General features: G+C 56.1%; 14 protein-coding genes and 1 pseudogene. 6 read left to right on the forward strand and 9 right to left on the reverse strand.

Annotated elements, in window-relative coordinates; translation table 11 throughout:
• Positions 1 to 40: 40 nt before the first annotated feature.
• Together mfd and ABJI08_RS02985 are read right to left on the reverse strand one after the other, a co-directional pair.
• Positions 41 to 3520, reverse strand: a complete 3480-nt coding sequence (gene mfd / locus ABJI08_RS02980; RefSeq protein ID WP_348400332.1) for a transcription-repair coupling factor — start codon at positions 3518 to 3520, stop codon at positions 41 to 43.
• Positions 3521 to 3536: 16 nt separating this feature from the next.
• Positions 3537 to 4061 carry a component of SufBCD complex gene (locus ABJI08_RS02985; protein WP_348400333.1) on the reverse strand — a complete coding sequence of 175 codons (525 nt, stop codon included), beginning with the start codon at positions 4059 to 4061 and terminating at the stop codon, positions 3537 to 3539.
• Positions 4062 to 4173: 112 nt separating this feature from the next.
• On the opposite strand from ABJI08_RS02985, the gene hemB reads away from it, so the two are divergent.
• The 3 genes from hemB to ABJI08_RS03000 all read left to right on the forward strand — a co-directional run bounded on the left by hemB (position 4174) and on the right by ABJI08_RS03000 (position 6645).
• Entirely contained in the window at positions 4174 to 5175 is a 1002-nt protein-coding gene (gene hemB / locus ABJI08_RS02990; protein WP_348400334.1) for a porphobilinogen synthase, read from the forward strand.
• A gap of 112 nt (positions 5176 to 5287) precedes the next feature.
• Positions 5288 to 5848 carry a YSC84-related protein gene (locus ABJI08_RS02995; protein WP_348400335.1) on the forward strand — a complete coding sequence of 187 codons (561 nt, stop codon included), beginning with the start codon at positions 5288 to 5290 and terminating at the stop codon, positions 5846 to 5848.
• Between the two features lie 8 nt (positions 5849 to 5856).
• Positions 5857 to 6645, forward strand: a complete 789-nt coding sequence (locus ABJI08_RS03000; protein WP_348400336.1) for a hypothetical protein — start codon at positions 5857 to 5859, stop codon at positions 6643 to 6645.
• On the opposite strand, the pseudogene ABJI08_RS03005 reads toward ABJI08_RS03000, so the two are convergent.
• Positions 6635 to 7516, reverse strand: a pseudogene (locus ABJI08_RS03005) (NAD(P)-dependent oxidoreductase); the annotation flags it as partial. The gene ABJI08_RS03000 and the pseudogene ABJI08_RS03005 sit on opposite strands and share 11 nt — an antisense overlap.
• Positions 7517 to 7599: 83 nt before the next feature.
• Between ABJI08_RS03005 and ABJI08_RS03010 the strand changes: the two are divergent.
• Entirely contained in the window at positions 7600 to 10068 is a 2469-nt protein-coding gene (locus ABJI08_RS03010) for a penicillin acylase family protein (protein ID WP_348400337.1), read from the forward strand.
• Between the two features lie 13 nt (positions 10069 to 10081).
• Here ABJI08_RS03010 and hflX read toward each other — a convergent pair whose 3' ends face one another.
• From hflX to trkA, 4 genes are all read right to left on the reverse strand, one after another.
• Positions 10082 to 11353, reverse strand: coding sequence for a GTPase HflX (gene hflX / locus ABJI08_RS03015; protein WP_348400338.1), 1272 nt, complete (start codon positions 11351 to 11353; stop codon positions 10082 to 10084).
• A complete protein-coding gene (gene hfq, locus ABJI08_RS03020) occupies positions 11353 to 11592 on the reverse strand; it encodes an RNA chaperone Hfq (protein ID WP_008204623.1) in 240 nt (79 codons plus the stop codon). Before hfq ends, hflX begins: the two co-directional genes overlap by 1 nt.
• Positions 11593 to 11721: 129 nt before the next feature.
• Positions 11722 to 13242 carry a potassium transporter TrkG gene (locus ABJI08_RS03025; protein ID WP_348400339.1) on the reverse strand — a complete coding sequence of 507 codons (1521 nt, stop codon included), beginning with the start codon at positions 13240 to 13242 and terminating at the stop codon, positions 11722 to 11724.
• A gap of 3 nt (positions 13243 to 13245) precedes the next feature.
• Positions 13246 to 14622 (reverse strand): Trk system potassium transporter TrkA, encoded by a 1377-nt coding sequence (trkA, locus tag ABJI08_RS03030; protein WP_348400340.1) that lies wholly within the window; start codon positions 14620 to 14622, stop codon positions 13246 to 13248.
• Between the two features lie 128 nt (positions 14623 to 14750).
• Between trkA and ABJI08_RS03035 the strand changes: the two genes are divergently transcribed.
• Positions 14751 to 15227, forward strand: coding sequence for a hypothetical protein (locus ABJI08_RS03035; protein WP_348400341.1), 477 nt, complete (start codon positions 14751 to 14753; stop codon positions 15225 to 15227).
• Positions 15228 to 15240: 13 nt separating this feature from the next.
• Positions 15241 to 15678, forward strand: coding sequence for a hypothetical protein (locus tag ABJI08_RS03040; protein WP_348400342.1), 438 nt, complete (start codon positions 15241 to 15243; stop codon positions 15676 to 15678).
• Here the strand turns inward: ABJI08_RS03040 and ABJI08_RS03045 are convergent.
• Positions 15675 to 17096 (reverse strand): sigma-54 dependent transcriptional regulator, encoded by a 1422-nt coding sequence (locus tag ABJI08_RS03045; protein WP_348400343.1) that lies wholly within the window; start codon positions 17094 to 17096, stop codon positions 15675 to 15677. The genes ABJI08_RS03040 and ABJI08_RS03045 overlap by 4 nt on opposite strands.
• A gap of 6 nt (positions 17097 to 17102) precedes the next feature.
• Positions 17103 to 19262, reverse strand: coding sequence for a PAS domain-containing sensor histidine kinase (locus ABJI08_RS03050; RefSeq protein ID WP_348400344.1), 2160 nt, complete (start codon positions 19260 to 19262; stop codon positions 17103 to 17105).
• Positions 19263 to 19397 lie beyond the last annotated feature (135 nt).

Consider the following 19397-nt stretch of genomic DNA (forward strand, 5'->3'; position numbering starts at 1 on the left):
GCGAAAACCAAACCGACGCGGTGCTGACGCAATACCGACGTTATGCCGACGTCGGTTTTTGCGCCTTGGCCCTAGCGCGTTTGCGCTCGGCAACGACTTTGGCTGCCAGATCACGCGCCAGTCCAAAAGCGCCTTTGATCTTGTCGCTTTCTTTAATCCAGTCGCGCCGCACTACGATCTTGTTGTCCTTGATCTTGGCCAGCCCGCGCTGGTCCTGAATGAACTCAACCAACCCCTGAGGAGAAGCAAACTTGTCGTTGTGAAACTGAATTGTCGCCCCTTTGGGCCCGCCATCCAGCTTGGCAATGCCAGCTTTCTTGCACATCTCCTTGATGCGTACAACAAGCAGCAAGGTGTTGACTTCCCTTGGTAATTTACCAAACCGGTCAATCAGTTCGGCGGCAAACCCTTCCAGTTCAACCTTGCCCTGCAATCCGCTCAGACGCCGGTAAAGACCAAGCCGCACATCCAGATCAGGCACGTAATCTTCGGGGATCAGAACCGGCACGCCCAGATTAATCTGCGGTGCCCATTGATCATCCGCTGCGGACAGGCCTTCCAACTCACCCGCCTTGATCTTGGCAATCGCCTCTTCCAGCATCGACTGGTAGAGCTCATAACCAACATCGCGCATCTGACCGGACTGTTCTTCACCCAGCAAGTTACCCGCGCCACGTATGTCAAGGTCTTGAGAAGCAAGGGTAAATCCGGCACCCAGCGTGTCCAGCGACCCCAAAACCCGCAGCCGTTTTTCCGCCGTCGCTGTCAATTTGACCCTCGGTTTCGTGGTCATATAAGCGTAGGCCCGCGTCTTGGATCGGCCCACCCGACCCCGGATCTGATAAAGCTGCGCCAACCCAAACATGTCTGCCCGGTGAACCACCATCGTGTTCGCCGTCGGAATGTCCAACCCGCTTTCCACAATTGTGGTCGCCAACAGCACGTCATATTTGCCGTCATAAAACGCATTCATTCGGTCATCCAGCTCGCCCGCGGCCATCTGACCATGTGCAATCACAAAGCTGACTTCCGGAACGTGATCGCGTAAAAACGCTTCAATTTCAGGTAGATCGCTGATGCGGGGCACCACATAAAAGCTCTGCCCGCCCCGGTAATGCTCTCGCAGCAACGCTTCACGCAGCGTGACACCGTCAAATTCGCTGACATAGGTGCGGATCGCAAGACGGTCCACCGGCGGCGTGCCAATGATCGACAGATCCCGCACACCGGACAGGCTCAGTTGCAAGGTGCGTGGAATTGGCGTCGCGGTCAGCGTCAGTACATGCACGTCGCTGCGTATCTGTTTCAGCCGCTCTTTATGGGCAACCCCAAAATGCTGTTCCTCATCAATGATCAGCAGTCCAAGGTTCTTGAAACGCACACTTTTCGCCAACAACGCGTGGGTGCCGATCACAATATCAACCGTGCCGCGCGACATTCCATCCCGGGTTTTGTCTGCGTCCTTTGCTGAAACAAACCGGGATAAACTGCTGACATTAAGCGGAAAACCTCGAAAGCGCTCCGAAAAACTCTTGTAATGCTGGCGCGCCAAAAGAGTGGTCGGCGCGATCACCGCGACCTGCATCCCCGACATCGCCGCAACAAATGCCGCGCGCATCGCCACTTCGGTTTTGCCAAATCCAACATCACCGCAAATCAACCGGTCCATCGGCTGACCCGAGCCCAGATCGCCAATCACATCCTGGATGGCGCGCAACTGATCATCGGTTTCCTGATACGGGAACCGCGCGCTAAACTCTTCCCACGCGTGGTGTTCCGCCTCCAGAATTGGTGCAGTGCGCAATGCCCGCTCTGCCGCGACCCGGATCAACCGGTCCGCCATCTCTCGGATGCGCTCTTTCAGCTTAGCTTTCTTAGCCTGCCACGCCCCACCACCAAGCCGGTCCAAAAGGCCTTCGTCATGGCCGTATTGTGACAGCAGTTCAATGTTTTCGACGGGCAGGTAAAGCTTTGAACTTTCTGCATATTCAAGGCTGATGCATTCATGCGCGGCACCAGCTGCAGTGATCACCTCAAGCCCGTGATACCGCCCAATCCCATGATCGACATGCACCACCAGATCACCCGGGGACAACGATTGTGCTTCGGTCAGGAAATTCTCGGCACGGCGTTTCTTGCGTGGCGCCCGGATCAACCGGTCACCCAGAACGTCCTGCTCGGAAACAACTGTCATGTCGGGCGTTTCAAAGCCGTGTTCCAGCGCCCAGACCGCCAGATACAACCCGGTTTTGCCCACACGCGCCGCATCATTTACATGCACAGTCTCGGCCAGACCTTCGTCTTCAATCAACCCGCTGAGCCGTTCGCGCGCGCCTTCGGAATAGCTGGCCACCACCACCGGCCCATCCGGCAGTTTCTTGCGGATATGGTCCGCCAATGCGGCAAACAGGCTAATACTCTCCTGCTGTCGTTCCGGCGCAAAATTTCGTCCGATACGTCCGCCCGCATCAATCACGCCCGGTCCGCTGGCCTGAGGCAAGGGGTTAAAGTTAAGCGATCTGCGCTGCGCAACCGCTTCCTCCCATGCGGCATCGTCCAGATAAAGCAAACCCGGTGGAATCGGCTTATAGACCGTGTCCAACCGAGTCTTTTGTTTCATCGCAAGATGCCGGGTCTGATATTGATCTTCAATCATATCCCAACGTGAGAGGCGCGCCGCATCTATCTGATTATCAACAGATATTACTGCATCTAGAAGGTAATCAAACAGGGTTTCCAAACGTTCGTGGAAAAATGGCATCCAGTGTTCCACACCCTGATGCTTACGCCCCGCACTTACTGCCTCATATAAGGGATCATCGGTTCCGGCAGCGCCAAATTCGATCCGGTAATTCTGGCGAAACCGGGTGATGGCGGCTTCATCCAAAATGATCTCGCTAACGGGAGCCAGTTCAATGCGGTCCAGCTTTTCGGTCGTCCGCTGGGTCGCAGGATCAAAGCGGCGCGCACCATCCAATACGTCGCCAAACATGTCCAACCGAACTGGCCCGCTGTCTCCGGGCGGAAAAATGTCGATGATACCGCCCCGAATGGCATAGTCGCCCGGCTCCATCACCGTGGGGGCCTGCGTAAAACCCATCCGCACCAAAAACGCGCGCAATGCCGCTTCGTCTACACGATTGCCAACTTCTGCCTTGAAAGCCGCCTCGCGCAGCACTTCGCGCGCAGGCAGCCTTTGTGTTGCCGCGTTCAAAGTGGTCAACAGCACAAATTTCGGTGGCATGCCGTGCACAAGCCCGGCCAGCGTCGCCATACGCGTCGCTGAAATATCGGCATTGGGCGATACCCGGTCATAGGGCAAACAGTCCCAGCCAGGAAATGTCACAACCGGCATGTCAGGTTGAAAGAATGACAGCGCGGCCCGCATCGCAGCAAGGCGTTTGTCGTCACGTGCAATATGCAACACAGGACCGTTTGACCGGTCGACCTCGCGCAGAATCAACTGCGCATCATAGCCTTCGGGCGCGCCGCCCACCTGAATGTGTTGCGCATCACTCATCGATCAGTTGTCCTGCTCACCCAAGCGGTGAAATTTGAAAATTCTGGTACATGCCCCATAGGGATGTCACGAAAATCGAAATCATGCCAACGCATTGAGTCCAGAAACGATGCCGGCCCAACCGTTTGCGCAACAGATCGCCTGTGGCCTCTTCGATCTGAATACGTCGCGCGGCAAAAATGCTCATGAAACCAACAATCGACATCGGGAACATCAACAGAAATACGGCCTGCGCGAACTCAAGCCCGTAGATGAAACCCATTACCGCCAACCCGGTGAGCAAAAAGCATGCCAGCGCCAAAAGCCAAAGACCGGAAACCTGCGCGATATAGAGGATGCGATTGGTGTTGACCCGAACTATGTCCTGCAGGTCAATCTCGGCCTGTTCGCCAACACGTTTGGCACGCAGCACCATATCCCATGGAACCCCCAGCACCCAGTGGCTGGCGGACGACCAGAATACAGCAAGCGCAATCCAGAACCAAAGGTTGGAAAAGCTGCGCATATCGATCAGTTCAAAGACGGTCTGGTGCCAGTTCAAGTCTGCTGCCCTTTTGAATTGTCCACCACATACCCCGCCTCTGCGGCAATTCCTAGCCTTGAGATAAGGGAAAATCCATGGCACCTATTTTGCAACAAATTCTGAGGATGCCATGACTGTCACACCCCCCGCATTTCCGACCGCGCGCCTGCGACGAACGCGTCAATCTGCTGCCGTTCGTGGCCTGGTACGCGAAAACACATTAACCGTCGATGATCTGATCTGGCCTGTATTTGTGCGCGATGGCGAAGGCGTCGAAGAACCGGTTGAGTCGATGCCCGGTGTATTACGTCGCTCTGTCGACAAGATTGTCGAAGCCGCGCGCGAAGCCGCTGATCTTGGAATTCCGGTGATTTGTCTGTTCCCTTATACCAATCCGTCTCTCAAGACCGCAGATTGCGCCGAAGCCTGGAACCCTGACAACCTGTCCAATCGCGCGACCCGGGCCATCAAACAGGCCGTGCCAGAGATTGCGGTGATGACCGACGTGGCGCTGGACCCCTATAATATCAACGGCCATGACGGATTTGTTGTGGACGGTCAGATCCTGAATGATGAAACGGTCGAGGCGCTTGTGAAACAAGCCCTGTCTCAGGCTGAGGCAGGTGCGGACATCATTGGCCCCAGCGACATGATGGACGGGCGCATCGGCGCCATTCGCAACGCTTTGGAAGCCAACGACCACCAGAATGTCATGCTGCTTAGCTATGCTGCCAAATATGCCAGCGCGTTTTATGGCCCGTTCCGGGACGCCGTTGGTGCCTCCGGTGCGCTCAAAGGCGACAAATCCACCTATCAGATGGACCCGGCCAACAGCGACGAAGCCTTGCGTCTGGTTGCCAGAGATCTGGACGAAGGTGCAGACATGGTGATGGTCAAACCCGGCATGCCGTATCTCGATATTTGCCGCCGGGTGAAAGACAGCTTTGGCGTGCCGACCTATGCCTATCAGGTGTCTGGTGAATACGCGATGATCCAGGGCGCTGCCCAAATCGGCTGGATCGACGGCGAAAAGGCCATGGTTGAAAGCTTGATGGGATTCAAACGCGCCGGGTGTGATGGTATTCTGACCTACTTTGCGCCGACTGTGGCTAAGAAACTCGCCGCGCGCTAACCCGCTCAAAGCCATGCAAGCTAGTGACAGACGGCGGATTGCCGCGTATAGTGCGCCGCACAAACCGGATTGAACCGGCGGTAGCAGAAAACAAAAAATCGGGCAGTAAATTATGGACAGGATTACAAGACGCGGCTTTGCGCTGACCGGCCTTGCGGCTGCTGGTATGACCGCAGCCTGCGGTAACGGTGTTGGCAGCAATGGTGCCAACGAAATCGATGCGCGCGTCGATGCAACGTTGAACTATCTCTATACGAATTATCCCAACACCACCGACCTGCGCGACAAGGCCACCGGAATGCTGGTTATGCCAGTTGTGACCGAGGCCGGGTTTGGCGTGGGCGGCGGCTATGGTCGTGGCGCTTTGCGGGTCAATGACGTCACCGTTGATTATTATTCTGCCACCAAGGGCAGCTTTGGATTCCAAATCGGCGCCGAGCAATATGCGCATGTTCTGTTTTTCATGACAGAGGGCGCGCTGACCGAATTCCGCCACTCCAATGGCTGGGCTGCAGGTGCAGGTGTCGAATATGTCGTCGCCAACGAAGGCGGAAATCTCAGCGCGGAAACCACCAACCTGCTGGCTCCGGTGATCGCTGTGATCTTTGGTCAGGCCGGGCTCAAGGTTGGTGCCTCGCTGGAAGGCATCAAATACACACGGATCATTCCCTGAACCACGCCATGCGTGTTCTCGGCGACATTCCTTATTCCGGGCGCCAGGGCATCCCTTTGGCGCTCGATTTGTATCTGCCCGAAACCCCGGCGCAGGCAACGGTACTTCATGCCCATGGCGGCGGGTTTTTCAAAGGGCACCGGCGCGCAAAACGGGTGCGTCCCCTGGCAGAACGGCTAACCCAACAGGGGCTTGCACTGGCATCCGTCAGCTATCGGCTGGCAACCCCACCAACCGCCTTTACCGCGTCAGACCTTGAAATCATCCGGGAAAGCCGAAAACGCTCATTGCGCCAGGGTGTTTCCATCGCAAAACGCATGCTTGGCCCCGCGTTTGAGGCCGCTCGACAGGACATCGGAACCGCACTCAGTTTTCTGCGTCTCAATCACAGCCGCTATGATATCCAAAGTGACAAAGTTGCGGTGCTTGGTATTTCAGCTGGCGGCATCGCCGGGTTTTCGCTGGCTTATCCGCCAGCAAACTTGCCTCAATTCCCAAAACCCGACGCGGTCGTCGCTCTTGGTGCCACAATGGTACAACCGTGGGAATTCACCAAAAACGGCCCGCCCGCTCTGCTTATCCACAGCCAGCAGGACAACATCATCGCCCCGGGCAATGCCCAAAACACGTTTGCAGCAGCGCAAATGGTTGGCGCGCCGGTTACTGTGCTGACATGCGAGCGTAAGGGCCACAACGCCCCGGTTCAGGCGCTGCTCCAGGATGATGCGAATGACGAACTACCCTATTGGGATCATATGACGACGCTGTTTGAAACTGCCGGGTTGATCAGCCCATAGCGCGCAGCCGTTTGAGCAGGCTGGACGTGTCCCAGCGTCCGCCACCCAGCTTCTGGACATCCTTATAAAACTGATCGACCAGCGCAGTTACTGGCAGACTCGCGCCGTTTTCATCAGCCGTATCCAGACAAATGCCCAGATCCTTGCGCATCCAGTCCACGGCGAACCCATGTTCAAACGCATCATCCAGCATAGTTTCATACCGGTTCATCATTTGCCAGCTGCCCGCGGCACCGCCTGAAATCACGTCGACCACTTGGCGCCCATCCAGACCTGCCTTCTCGGCAAAGTGCAGACCTTCGCTCAACCCTTGCACCAGACCGGCGATACAAATCTGATTGACCATCTTGGTCAGTTGCCCCGCGCCGCTGTCGCCCAATCGTTTGATCGTGCGCCCATAGGCGTCCAATACCGGTTCTACTGCCGAAAACGCGCCTTGATCTCCGCCGCACATGATGGACAAAACACCGTTTTCCGCGCCGGCCTGCCCGCCTGAAATCGGGGCGTCAACAAAACTGACATCACATTCTTTCGCAGCGCTGTAGAGTTCACGCGTGACTTTGGCGGACACTGTCGTGTGATCCACAAACACCGCGCCCGCAGCCATCCCGCCAAATGCCCCGTCCTCGCCCACGCAAACAGCGCGCAGATCGTCATCATTTCCAACACAGGACATCACAAATTCAGCGCCCTTCGCCGCACCCGCAGGTGTTGGTGAAAATGCGCCGCCATGCGCCTTGGCCCAGGCTTCGGCCTTGGCCGTGGTCCGGTTATAGACGGTCACGTCATGGCCTGCAGAGGCCAGATGCCCTGCCATCGGATAGCCCATCACACCCAATCCCAAAAACGCCACTTTCGCCATCTGCTTTTCCCTCGCATTTTTTCGTCGTAATAGTCGTCATACTTGTCTCGTCTGAAGAGGCGGATGGCAAGAGACAATGCGGAGCAGGTGATTTGGGTCCTATAATTCAATGGCTTTTACGAATTGCCACCGGTCTGGTGATTCTGGCGGTGCTTGCTGTTTCGCTGATCTATTTCCTCGCGTCGCGGTCTTTGCCGGAATATGACAAGACGCTGGTGACCCCGGCGGTCAAGGCTCCGGTGGAAATTGTGCGAGACAATGCCAATGTTCCCCACATTTTTGGCGACACCGATCAGGACGTGTTTTTTGCCCTCGGTTATGCCCACGCCCAGGACCGGCTATGGCAGATGATCACGCTGCGCCGGACCGTTCAGGGCCGCTTGTCCGAGGTGTTTGGCACGCGCACCGTTGAAGTCGACAAACTTTTGCGTCGCTTTGATCTTCATACGCTTGCCCAGCAATCGGTTTCAGCTCAGGACGCTCAGACAACTTCTGCACTTCGCGCCTACGCCAATGGTGTGAACACACGCATTGACGAAATCAATGTCAGCTCTCTGGGGCGCGGTGCACCGGAATTGTTCATGTTCTCTCAGCCAATTGCCCCGTGGCAACCGGCGGATTCGCTGGCTGTTCAAAAGCTCATGGCCCTGCAGCTGTCCGGTCATCTGGAAGAAGAGGTCCTGCGCGCACGCACGTCACTGGCGCTGAATGATCAGGCCCGCTTGTCTGACATTTTGCCAGATGCCCCCGGTGCGGGAATTGCCGCCCTGCCGGAATATGCGCAATTGGTGCCCGGCGTGCCAAAATTCGCGGCCACAATCCCGATGCCGCAAACACCATTGTCACCCTTTCCGGAATACAAACTGGCTGGCGCATCCAACGCCTGGGCTGCCGCCACCAGCCGAAGCGCATCAGGCGGTACTTTGCTCGCCAATGATCCGCACCTGGGGCTATCCGCTCCGGCGATCTGGTATCTTGCCCGGCTCGAACTGCAATCCGGTGGCGTCATTGGCGGGACTATTCCGGGCATTCCTTCGCTGCTTGTCGGGCGTTCCGACGCGCTGGGTTGGGGACTGACGTCGTCTTATCTTGATGATCAGGACGTGTTCATCGAAGAACTGAACACCGAAAACCCAGAAGAATATCGGACACCGGACGGGTTCAGGGAATTCGTTACCAGAAAATCCATCATTCACATCAAAGATGAAACGCCAATCACGATCACCTTGCGATGGACAGATAACGGCCCGGTCCTGCCCGGCACGCATTACAATCTGGCCTCGATCACACCCGGTGGCCATGTCGCGGCGTTGTCATGGACCGCGCTCAGCCCGCAAGACACGTCAATGTCGGCCGCAATTGCGTTGATGCAGTCTCAGTCGGTTGGCGAAGCGCTTGAGGTGTCCAAAGACTATATCTCACCCTCGCAAAACCTGACCGTGGCGGACCGCGAAACCATCGCGCTCAAAGTGGTTGGCGCCATGCCAAGGCGGGATGCCCAAAGCCAAAGTCAGGGGCGTCTGCCCGCACTGGGGTGGCGAAGCGAGAACAGATGGCAGGGCACCTATCCTTATGTGTCAAACCCGGCGTTTATTGCGCCAACCGGCGGCATCGTTGGTAACACCAACAACAAGGTTGTCGAACGCCCGTTTCCGCTGCACATGTCTTTTGTCTGGGGTGACAGTCAGCGCGTCCAACGCTGGCAACGCCTGATGCAGGGGCGTCAGGTCCACACACGTGACAGCTTTGTCGAAGCACAGCTTGATACCGTCAGTTTCTCTGCCCGCGCGCTTTTGCCTCTGATCGGGGCCGATCTGTGGTTCACGTCGGAAACCGCGCCCGATGGCAGCCGCGAGCGCCAACACCAGCGCGCTTTGTCGCTGTTGTCCGAATGGAATGGCGAGATGAACGAACACCTGCCCGAACCGCTGTTGTATGCAGCGTGGGTGCGTGCGCTTCAGGATCGGTTGATCCGGGATGAACTTGGCCCGCTTGCAGATGCATTCAAACACGTGGAACCGCTGTTTATTGAGCGGGTGTTTCGAAATGTCGATGGCGCATCTGTATGGTGCGACGTGCGCCAAAGCGCGCCGGAAGAAACCTGTACCGATATGGCCCGACTGGCACTGACCGATGCGCTGGTCTGGATCGAAGAACGCTATGGCACTCAGCTTGAGTCCTTGCGTTGGGGAGATGCTCATCAGGCCACACATGACCATCAGGTACTGGGCTCTGTCCCATTGCTGCGGTATTTCGTGAACATTCGGCAGTCCACGTCAGGGGGCGACAACACATTGCAACGCGGACGTACAAGCGGCTCTGGTCCTGATCCGTTCCAGAATGTGCACGCTGCCGGATACCGTGGGGTCTATGATTTTGCCGATCCCGACAGTTCAGTTTTTGTGACTTCAACCGGACAATCCGGCCATTTCCTGTCGCGGTATTATGACGACATGGCCCAACTTTGGCGCCGCGGCGAATACATTCCGATGTCCCTGGACGCAGAACTGGCGCGTGCCGCCGCCGTCGGCGTTACCAAAATTCTACCGCTGGAAAACTAACCGGGACCCCGGATCAGAGTGTTTGATATTTGCGGGCCTGGCGCGCGGTCCATTTGACCGTGATGTCAAACCCGTCTTCACCCTGTTCTTCGGCTTCAATCACGCCTTCCTTGAACAACCACGCACGCTGTTTTCCCTGGGCAAACTCCAGATGCAGCATTTCAAGGGTTTTTTCCGCATCCAGCGCCCGGGCTATCGCCACAAACATCTCATCCAAACCTTCGCCAGTCACGGCAGACACGGCAAAAATATCATCCTGGCGCGCGGCTTTTGCCTGTAGTGCTGCTTGTGTTTCGCCATCTAACAGATCAATTTTGTTCCAAACTTCGATCTGGCGCGTGTCTTCGTCTAAACCAAGCGATTCAAGAATGGCGTGCACATCTTCAGACTGATGTTCGGTTTCCGGATGTGCAACGTCACGCACATGCAAAACCAAATCCGCTGCAAGAACCTCTTCCAACGTGGCCCGGAACGATGCCACCAATTCGGTCGGCAAATCGCTGATGAAACCCACCGTATCAGACAGGATCACTTCCGGTCCGTCCGGTAACTGCACCGCCCGCATGGTGGGATCAAGCGTCGCAAAAAGCATATCCTTGGCCATCACATCGGCCCCCGTCACCCGGTTAAACAACGTCGATTTTCCAGCGTTTGTGTACCCGACCAGCGCGACAATAGGAAACGGCACCTTGGCACGTGCTTTGCGATGCAATTCGCGGGTCTTCACCACTTTGGACAACTGACGTCGCAGGCGCACAAGTTGATCGTCAATGGCACGCCGGTCGGCCTCGATCTGGGTCTCGCCGGGTCCACCGACAAATCCCAATCCACCGCGCTGACGCTCAAGGTGGGTCCAGGCGCGCACCAACCGCGTGCGTTGATAACTCAGCGCGGCCATTTCAACCTGCAAAACACCCTCTCGCGTACGAGCACGGTCCGAGAAAATCTCAAGGATCAACCCAGTGCGGTCCAGCAATTTAACCTTCCAGGCTTTTTCAAGATTGCGTTGCTGGACGGGGCTGACCGGACCATCGATCAGGACCAGCTCAACATCGTTGGCTTTAAACAGATTGCCCAGCTCTTCTATCTTGCCTTTGCCAAACAACATGCCTGCATGGGCTTTGGGCAACCGCACAGCGGTCGATCCAATAACATCCAGCTCAGGCAAAGCAACCGCAAGGGCAACTGCCTCTTCCAACGCGAAAGAAACCTCGCGCCGCTTATCGGCGCCAGCAATATCGGGATGCAGGACCCATGCGCGGGTAACCTGCGCGTCATGCTCCATCAAGAGGCGTCTTCACCTTCATAAAGGCTGATCGGCTGAGCCGGCATGATGGTTGAAATTGCATGTTTGTACACCAGCTGGCTTTGGCCATCCCGACGTAACAACACACAAAAGTTGTCAAACCAGGTAATCACACCCTGCAATTTGACACCATTAATCAAAAAAATAGTCACCGGAACTTTTGTTTTCCGGACGTGATTTAGAAATGCATCTTGGAGATTCTGTCGATCCGAAGCCATCGCGCGCTTGCCTTTGTTCTTGTTGGGTGCATCGGGTGCGTTCATTCTTACACGATGAGTATGGAGTGCGGTTTCCAGAGTTTCCAGCCCAAAATGTGAACGTCGTCCCCGCAGGTCAGATCAAAAGCATCATTTGTGCCACAAGTCGGGAGACAAAAGTGCAATAATTGCCAATGTTTCCAAGCGCCCCAACACCATGGCCCCAGTCAAAACCAGTTTTTCCCACCCGCCAAGCGACAAGAGATCAATTGGGGCATCTCCGGCGAACTGGGTTAAAGGACCTGTTGTGGTCAGCGCCGAAATTGCGAGGATGATGGATTGCTCAAAATCGCTTCCGAATGCGGCCAGTATTGTGGCTACGCCCGCCAATGAAATCGCGAACAGCATGAAAAAGACCCATGCGATCACCGCGCCACGTCGCCGGATGCGACGGGATCCGCCACCGCGACTGCCCACCACAACACTGGGATGCACCAGCCGCTCCATTTCACCCAACCCTTGCAAATAAAGCGCATAAACGCGCAACAACTTGACGCCCCCCGCCGTTGTCGCCACGCCTCCGCCGACCAGGGCCAGTCCCAACAGGATCAAACCCGGCGACCCAAGGCCAGACCAATCCTGTGCGACCTGCCATTCAGAGCTTTCAAAGCCAGTGGTTGTCAGGAAACTCAAGACCGTAAAGACACCACCCCATGCCGCCTTGAATGCGGCCAGCGCGTCGGGGTTTTCATTCACGTCAATCGCCCCAAACCAGTGACGCACAAACAGCACCAACGGCACCAACAGAACCAAAAGCAGACCCAGTCGGAATTCGGGGTCCATGACCAGACTTTCGCGTCTTACAGCACCGGTATCAGCGGAAAACGTTGTGCGCGACAACGCAAATAACAGGAACAGGAAAATAACGCCCTCTCCGGCCAGCCCCGCATTTGAATTCTGAAGACCACCAACCGGGGAAATTCCGCTTGTCGACATGGTCGACATGGCGTGCATCAGTCCGGTCAATGGTGTGTCGCCAAGGATCATCAACATCACCCAAATCGCCAAGGTCAACCCGGCGTAAATTGGCAGCAAAGCCTTCGCGCCCTTGATCCACCGCTTCATCGGCGCCGCGCGCTGCATCTGGCTGCCGCCTGAATTCAGCTGGCCAGGTTCGCCACGCGCCGTCACCTCAAACCCACCCACCGACAGCGGCGCAAACACGGCTGATGCGGCAATCCACATCATCAAACCACCCATCCAACCAACAATCCCCCGCCAAAGATGTAACGCAGGCGGCAAACGCTCGGCTTGCGCAAACACAGTTGCGCCGGTTGTGGTCAGACAGGAAACCATCTCGAAATAAGCGTTGATAAAGGTTGTGGTTTCCAACGCTTCAAAAAATGGCATCGCCAGTACAATGGGCAGTATTGCAAACGCGCTAAACAGTGACAGCAAATGGTCGATTGTTCTGGGCGCCGGACGCGTCCCGGAAATGGCCATCGCGATCAACGCACAAACAAACAGAACCAAGGTTGCACTGTAAAAGAACATGCGCGCGACAAAATCATCGTTCTGAAGCGACGCCACGATCGCCGGGACAAACATCAATAGCCCGGAAATAGCCACCAAGTGCAGAAAAAGCGGCAATCTGGACAGGCGTGACAGCATGGTTCAGAAAAAATCGATCGAGACCTGCAACAGACGTTCGACTTCGGGAACATCCGCCGCCATGCTGAACAGCGCGATCACGTCGCCCTCTTCGACACGCGTGCCGCCTTTGGGTTTCAACACGTCTTTGCCTTTCATAATCGCGCCAATCAACACACCTTCGGGAAAATCGATATCGCGCACCTGCTGCCCGGCAATGGGTGAGGTCGACAATACTTCGGCTTCAATGATCTCGGCTTCAGCGTCGCCAACGGAATACACGTTGCGCACCCGGCCATGTCGAATATGGCGCAGAATGGAACTGACGGTTGTTGCACGTGGGCTGATGAACGCGTCAATGCCAAGGGGGGTCATCATGGGCGCAAGCGTCGGATCGTTGATCAGGGCAATCGCCAGAGGGCATCCATTTGCCTTGGCCCGTACTGACGCCAACATGTTGGTTTTGTCGTCATCTGTGACCGCCAGAATGGCGTCCGCCCGTTCGACCCCTGCCTCGGCTAACAGCGCCGAATCCAGACCATCGCCATTCAACACAATTGTCCGCTCCAATGCTTCGGCGGCTTTTTCGGCTGTGCTTCTGCTGCGTTCGATCACTTTGGTCCGCACTTTGTCAGCGCTTTGCTCAAGGCGCTGCGCCACCATCAATCCCACGTTTCCGCCGCCAATAATGATCGTACGCTCGTGCTTTTTCTGTATCTTGCCAAAGACTTCCATTGTGCGGCTCACGTCATCAGCAAAAGTAAAGACGTAAATCTCATCACCCGCGAACAACTGATCCCCCGGTTCTGGCGCAAACAATGAACCTTTCCGGCGCACCCCAACAACGACCGCGCGCAAAGTGGAAAACAGGTCGGTCAGCTGACGCAAGGGCGTATTGAGAACCGGACATTCGTCGGTCAACGACAATCCCAGCATCTGAACATTGCCATCCAGAAACATCTCGGTGTCAAACGCATGCGGCGCGCTCAGACGTTTCAACGCGGCTTCGGCAACTTCCAACTCGGGTGAAATCACCACATCAATTGGCATATGGTCGCGCCGGTACAAATCGGAATAGACCACATCAAGATAGGCCTGACTTCGCAACCGGGCGATTTTGCGCGGCACGGCAAACACCGAATGCGCCACCTGACACGTCACCATGTTCACTTCGTCAGAATGGGTTGCGGCAATGATCATATCCGCGTCCCGCGCCCCAGCCCGGTCAAGAATATCAGGGTAACTGGCAAATCCCGAGATACCCTGCACGTCCAGCGTATCGGTCGCGCGGCGCACCAGTTCGGGATTGTTATCTACAACGGTGACGTCGTTTTTCTCACCGGATAAATGACGCGCGATCTGCCATCCGACCTGACCGGCACCACAGATAATGACCTTCATAACTTGCCTCTCCGGCCTTTCCGGGTTTGTCACAGGCATGACAGAATGGCTGGCCAAGGTCAAATGCAACCATTGACCCGCCCCCCGAGATTGAGGTTTGATTGTAGCGTTGCTTAGAGAAGGGTGAAATGACAGATTTCCCGCGTATTATCAGTGTCCTTGCTGCCACCTGCATGTTGCTTAGCGCCTGCTCGGCCACAAGCTATTCAGCCTTTATAAACCCCGGCACACCCGTAGACCGTGTCAGCCGCGACCGCGCGGAATGTGATGTCGAGTCGAACCGCCTTTTCCCGGCGGCTGTGTTTACCAATTCCTTCCCAACTGGCACCTATGGCGGCTATCGCGGTCATTATCCGGGGTTCTGGGGATATGGCGGATCAATTTCCCAGACAGACGTGAACGCCGGCATGCGCAATCAACACCGCACTCAATGCATGCGCCTTAAAGGGTACGAGCCCTATACATTCCCGGTTTGCTCACAAGAACAATTAGGGGGACGAGCGTATGCGCCGCTCAATCGCTCGCCTGCCCCAACGCCCAGTATTTGCGCAGTTACTTTACAAGGCGGCGGGATTGCCCTGATCGACCTGTCAAAACCTCAATAAGTGAGCCACCCATATGACCCGCCTGCCCCTGTTTCTAATCGCGTTTTTACCCTTGGTCGGCTGTCTGGAATACACCCCATTGTACAAGGTCGGCACCACTGAGTTAGAAGCCAACGTGACCCGCGCCCAGTGCAATACGTTTGCGGCCAACACTGTTCCGCCGTTGATCGTGACCGACTGGATTCCTGTCTACAACAGAGAGGGTCGTATCGTCGGGAGCAGAACCGAAGTCTATGATGCGAATGAAGGCAAACGCCACACGGCCGTGCGCACTTGTATGGAATCCCAAGGGTTCCGCCGTGTTTCAATCCCCTATTGTCCCAAAGAATATCTGGAGACCAACAACTATCGCGCGCTCACCAAAGCGCCGCAACTGACGCCGAGCATTTGTGCCGTGCGTCAATCCGGTGGCAAAAAGGTTTTGATCGACCTTAACAACCCGGTGAATTAACCGGCTTCGCCGTCTTCAATCTCCGAATCTTGCACATGCGCCACCCGCGCGCCCGCTTTGTTGGACGTGACCACCCCCAGCGATTTCAGCTTGCGATGCAAGGCGCTACGCTCCATCCCGACAAAGTTTGCCGTGCGACTGATATTGCCACCAAATCGGTTGATCTGGGTTAACAGATATTCACGTTCAAACGCTTCGCGTGCCTCGCGCAATGGCAGCGTGGCCAGCGCCCCGGACAAAACCACACGATCCTCTTCCTGCGCAGGGCCTGTCTCGCTGGGCAGCTCACGCGCATCAATCGCATCTGTACCATCCCCCAGAATCAAAACCCGTTCGATCAGGTTTTTTAACTGTCGCACGTTGCCCGGCCAGATCATCGTCTGCATCAACGCCACAGCTTCTTCGCTGACGCCCCGCATCGGCAACCCCTGGACCTCGTGGAAGGTCGCGATGAAATGCTCTGCCAACATCGGAATGTCTTCCCGGCGTTCTTCCAGCGACGGCACGGGAATTGGAACAACATTCAAACGGTGATACAATTCCTCGCGAAACCGTCCCGCTTCAATCTCATCCTGAAGATCGCGATTGGTTGACGAGATCACCCGCAAATCAACCCGGATCTTGTCTGTTCCGCCGACCCGCAGGAATTGTTGATCCACCAAAACGCGCAGTATTTTGGATTGCGTGGCCAGCGGCATGTCGGCCACCTCATCGAAATAGACCACGCCGCCATGCGCCTGTTCCAGAAACCCCGGTTCAACCCCGCGATCAGTCCCTTCGCGTCCAAACAGCAATTCTTCGACACGGTCAGGTTCCATTCCGGCGCAGTTCACCGTCACAAATGGCGCCGAAGCGCGGTTCGAATTGGCATGAATATAGCGCGCCGCCACATCCTTGCCGACGCCCGCAGGCCCGGTCAGCATCACCCGACCGTTGCTTTTCGTCACCTTGTCCAGTTGTCCGACCAGCATGCGGAACGACGCGCTTTCCCCAACCATTTCGGCGGGCTTCACATCCTGACGTTTCAGTTCCGTGTTTTCGCGCCGCAACCGTGATGTCTCCATCGCCCGGCGGATGACCACGAGCAGCTGATCAATATTGAACGGCTTTTCGATAAAGTCATAAGCCCCCTGCCGGATCGCCGCGACCGCGATTTCAATGTTCCCGTGCCCCGAAATGATCACCACCGGCACTTCCGGGTAATCCCGCTTGGCAGCTTTCAGGATGTCGATGCCATCCATATTGCTGTCCTTCAGCCATATATCGAGGATCAACAGCGCTGGTTGCTCGGCGGCAATTTCAGCCATCGCGTCATCCGAATTCCCGGCCAACCGCGTGGTATAGCCCTCGTCCTGAAGAATGTCCGAAATCAGTTCCCGGATGTCGCGTTCGTCGTCAACGATCAGAATGTCACTCATGAGACCTCACTTGTCATTTTTTCTGCCCGCCTTACGCGTGCCATCCAGTGCCAAAGGCAGTCGGATTTCGGCCATCGCACCGGCGTGGTCGTTGTTTTCAAATACCGCCGCATCCGAAAGGATCAGCGTTCCACCATGTTCTTCAATAATCTTCTTCACAATTGGCAAACCCAAACCAGTGCCCTTTTCCCGAGTCGTCACGTATGGTTCAAACAAACGCGCCCGGTCTTCTGGAAGACCAACACCATTGTCAGAAATGAAAATTTCTGCCTGCCCGTTTTCAACGCCACACGCTATTCTGATTTCAGGCGTAAACCCTTCGGCGACACCTTTTTCGATAAGGCTTTCTATGGCTTCACCGGCGTTTTTGATCAGGTTTGTCAGCGCCTGTGAAATCATTGTGCCATCCAGATCCGCCTGAACTGGGCCGTCGCAAATTTCCTTGTGAAAACGCACGTCCGGCTGACCAGTTTCCTGCAGCAAAATCACACCGGACAACAAATCGATCACGTCGATGCTGCGGCGCTCGGGTTCGGGCATTCGGGCAAATTTGGAAAACTCATCAACGATCCGCCGCAAATCGTTGGTCTGGCGCACAATCACATCGGTCATTTGTTCCAGCGTATCGCTGTCTTCGCCCACTTTGCTGGCAAATTTACGCCGAATGCGCTCGGCCGAAAGTTGAATTGGCGTCAGCGGGTTTTTGATTTCATGCGCAATGCGCCGCGCGACATCTCCCCATGCCGCCATCCGCTGCGCCGTGACCAGATTGGTCACGTCATCAAAGGCCACCACATACCCTTCCAAGGACCCGTTCTCGCGCCGTCGGGTCGACATGCGCACCAACAGGTTTTCCAACCTGCCATTGCGAGTCACCTTGATTTCCTCTTGCGCGACCTCACCGCCGCCCTCTTTCATGCTGTCCAGCATGGCGCCAAATTCCGGCACGGCCACGGATAAGGTCAGCGTCTGATGGTCCTCGGACCACCCCAACAAACGTTCGGCAGAACGGTTCACAAACGAAACACGCCCTTCAGCGTCCAACCCAACCACCCCGGAGGTGACCGAACTCAGCACAGAATCAAACATGCGCCGGCGCCGCTCGATCTGACGGGTGTTATCCAACAAAGTGTCGCGCTGCGCCTTTAGTTGGCGCGTCATTTGGTTGAAATATCGCCCCAACATGGCGATTTCATCGTCGCCTTCTTCTTCCATGACCTGCACATCAAGATCACCGGCCCCAACCCGCTGGGCCGCTCCCGTCAGGCGCCCAACGGGGCGAGACAGGCGTTCGGCAAACCACATGCCCATCCAGATGGCTGCCAGAATTAGGATCAGCGCAAACCCGATATAAATCAGGCCAAATTCAAACAGCACCCGACCACGTTCGTTTTCCAACTGATGATAGAGCTTGGCGGTTTCGCGGGTTTCATCCAGCAAAGTAAAAATCTCGGCGTCCACATCACGGCTGACATAGAGATACCTGTCGACAAATGCATCCAAACGCACAAGTGCGCGCAGCTCACTGTTTTCCAGATCGCGAATGATCGTCAAACCTTCTTCGCTGGCCTTACGAAAGTCTTCTTCTGATGGTGGTTCAAAATAAAACAGATACGACCGTTCGCCACGTGCACGAATTTCCCCAGTTCCGTCAATAACATAGGCAAGCTTGAGGCCACGTTGAATTTGGCTTTGTCCGCTGGCCAGTACAACGCGAATGTCGCCCTCGTTCATGAAAAACGTGGCGCTGCGATTGCCGTCCAGAAATTCCGCCAGCGCGCGCGCATCAATTTCTAAACCGCTGACATGTTCTGCTTCATATGCCTGCGCCGCAGACAGCGAGTTGCCAATCACCTGGCTGACACGTTCGCTGAACCAGCCCTCCAGCCCGATATTCACGGTTAGGCCTGCAAATACCGCCACGGTAACCGTCGGGACCAATGCCAGTGCCGCAAAGGCACCAGTCAGACGCATGTGCAGTCGCGACCCGGCCGATTGTGCGCGACGGGACGCGACCATGCGCGCTACCCTGATCAGAACCAAAGCTGCCACCGCCAATACGTACACGAGGTCGGTCAACAGAATCGTGCGCAGCGCGTTCGAGCTCGCGCCCTGCCCAAGTGGTCCAAGAATCAAATAAGTCGTCAGGGCCAGCACGGGGCCCATCGCAACAAGCCCCCATGTTGCGACATTTTGGGCACGCCTTTGGCGGCGAATACGCCTGAATTTGGCCCAATGGCTGGTTTTGGTCCGGCTAATCACCCGACACCCTCAATTGATTTTGTACCGCCAAGGCGGCCT

The organism is Shimia sp., assembly GCF_039969785.1.
In the GTDB taxonomy this organism is placed as follows: Bacteria; Pseudomonadota; Alphaproteobacteria; order Rhodobacterales; family Rhodobacteraceae; genus Shimia.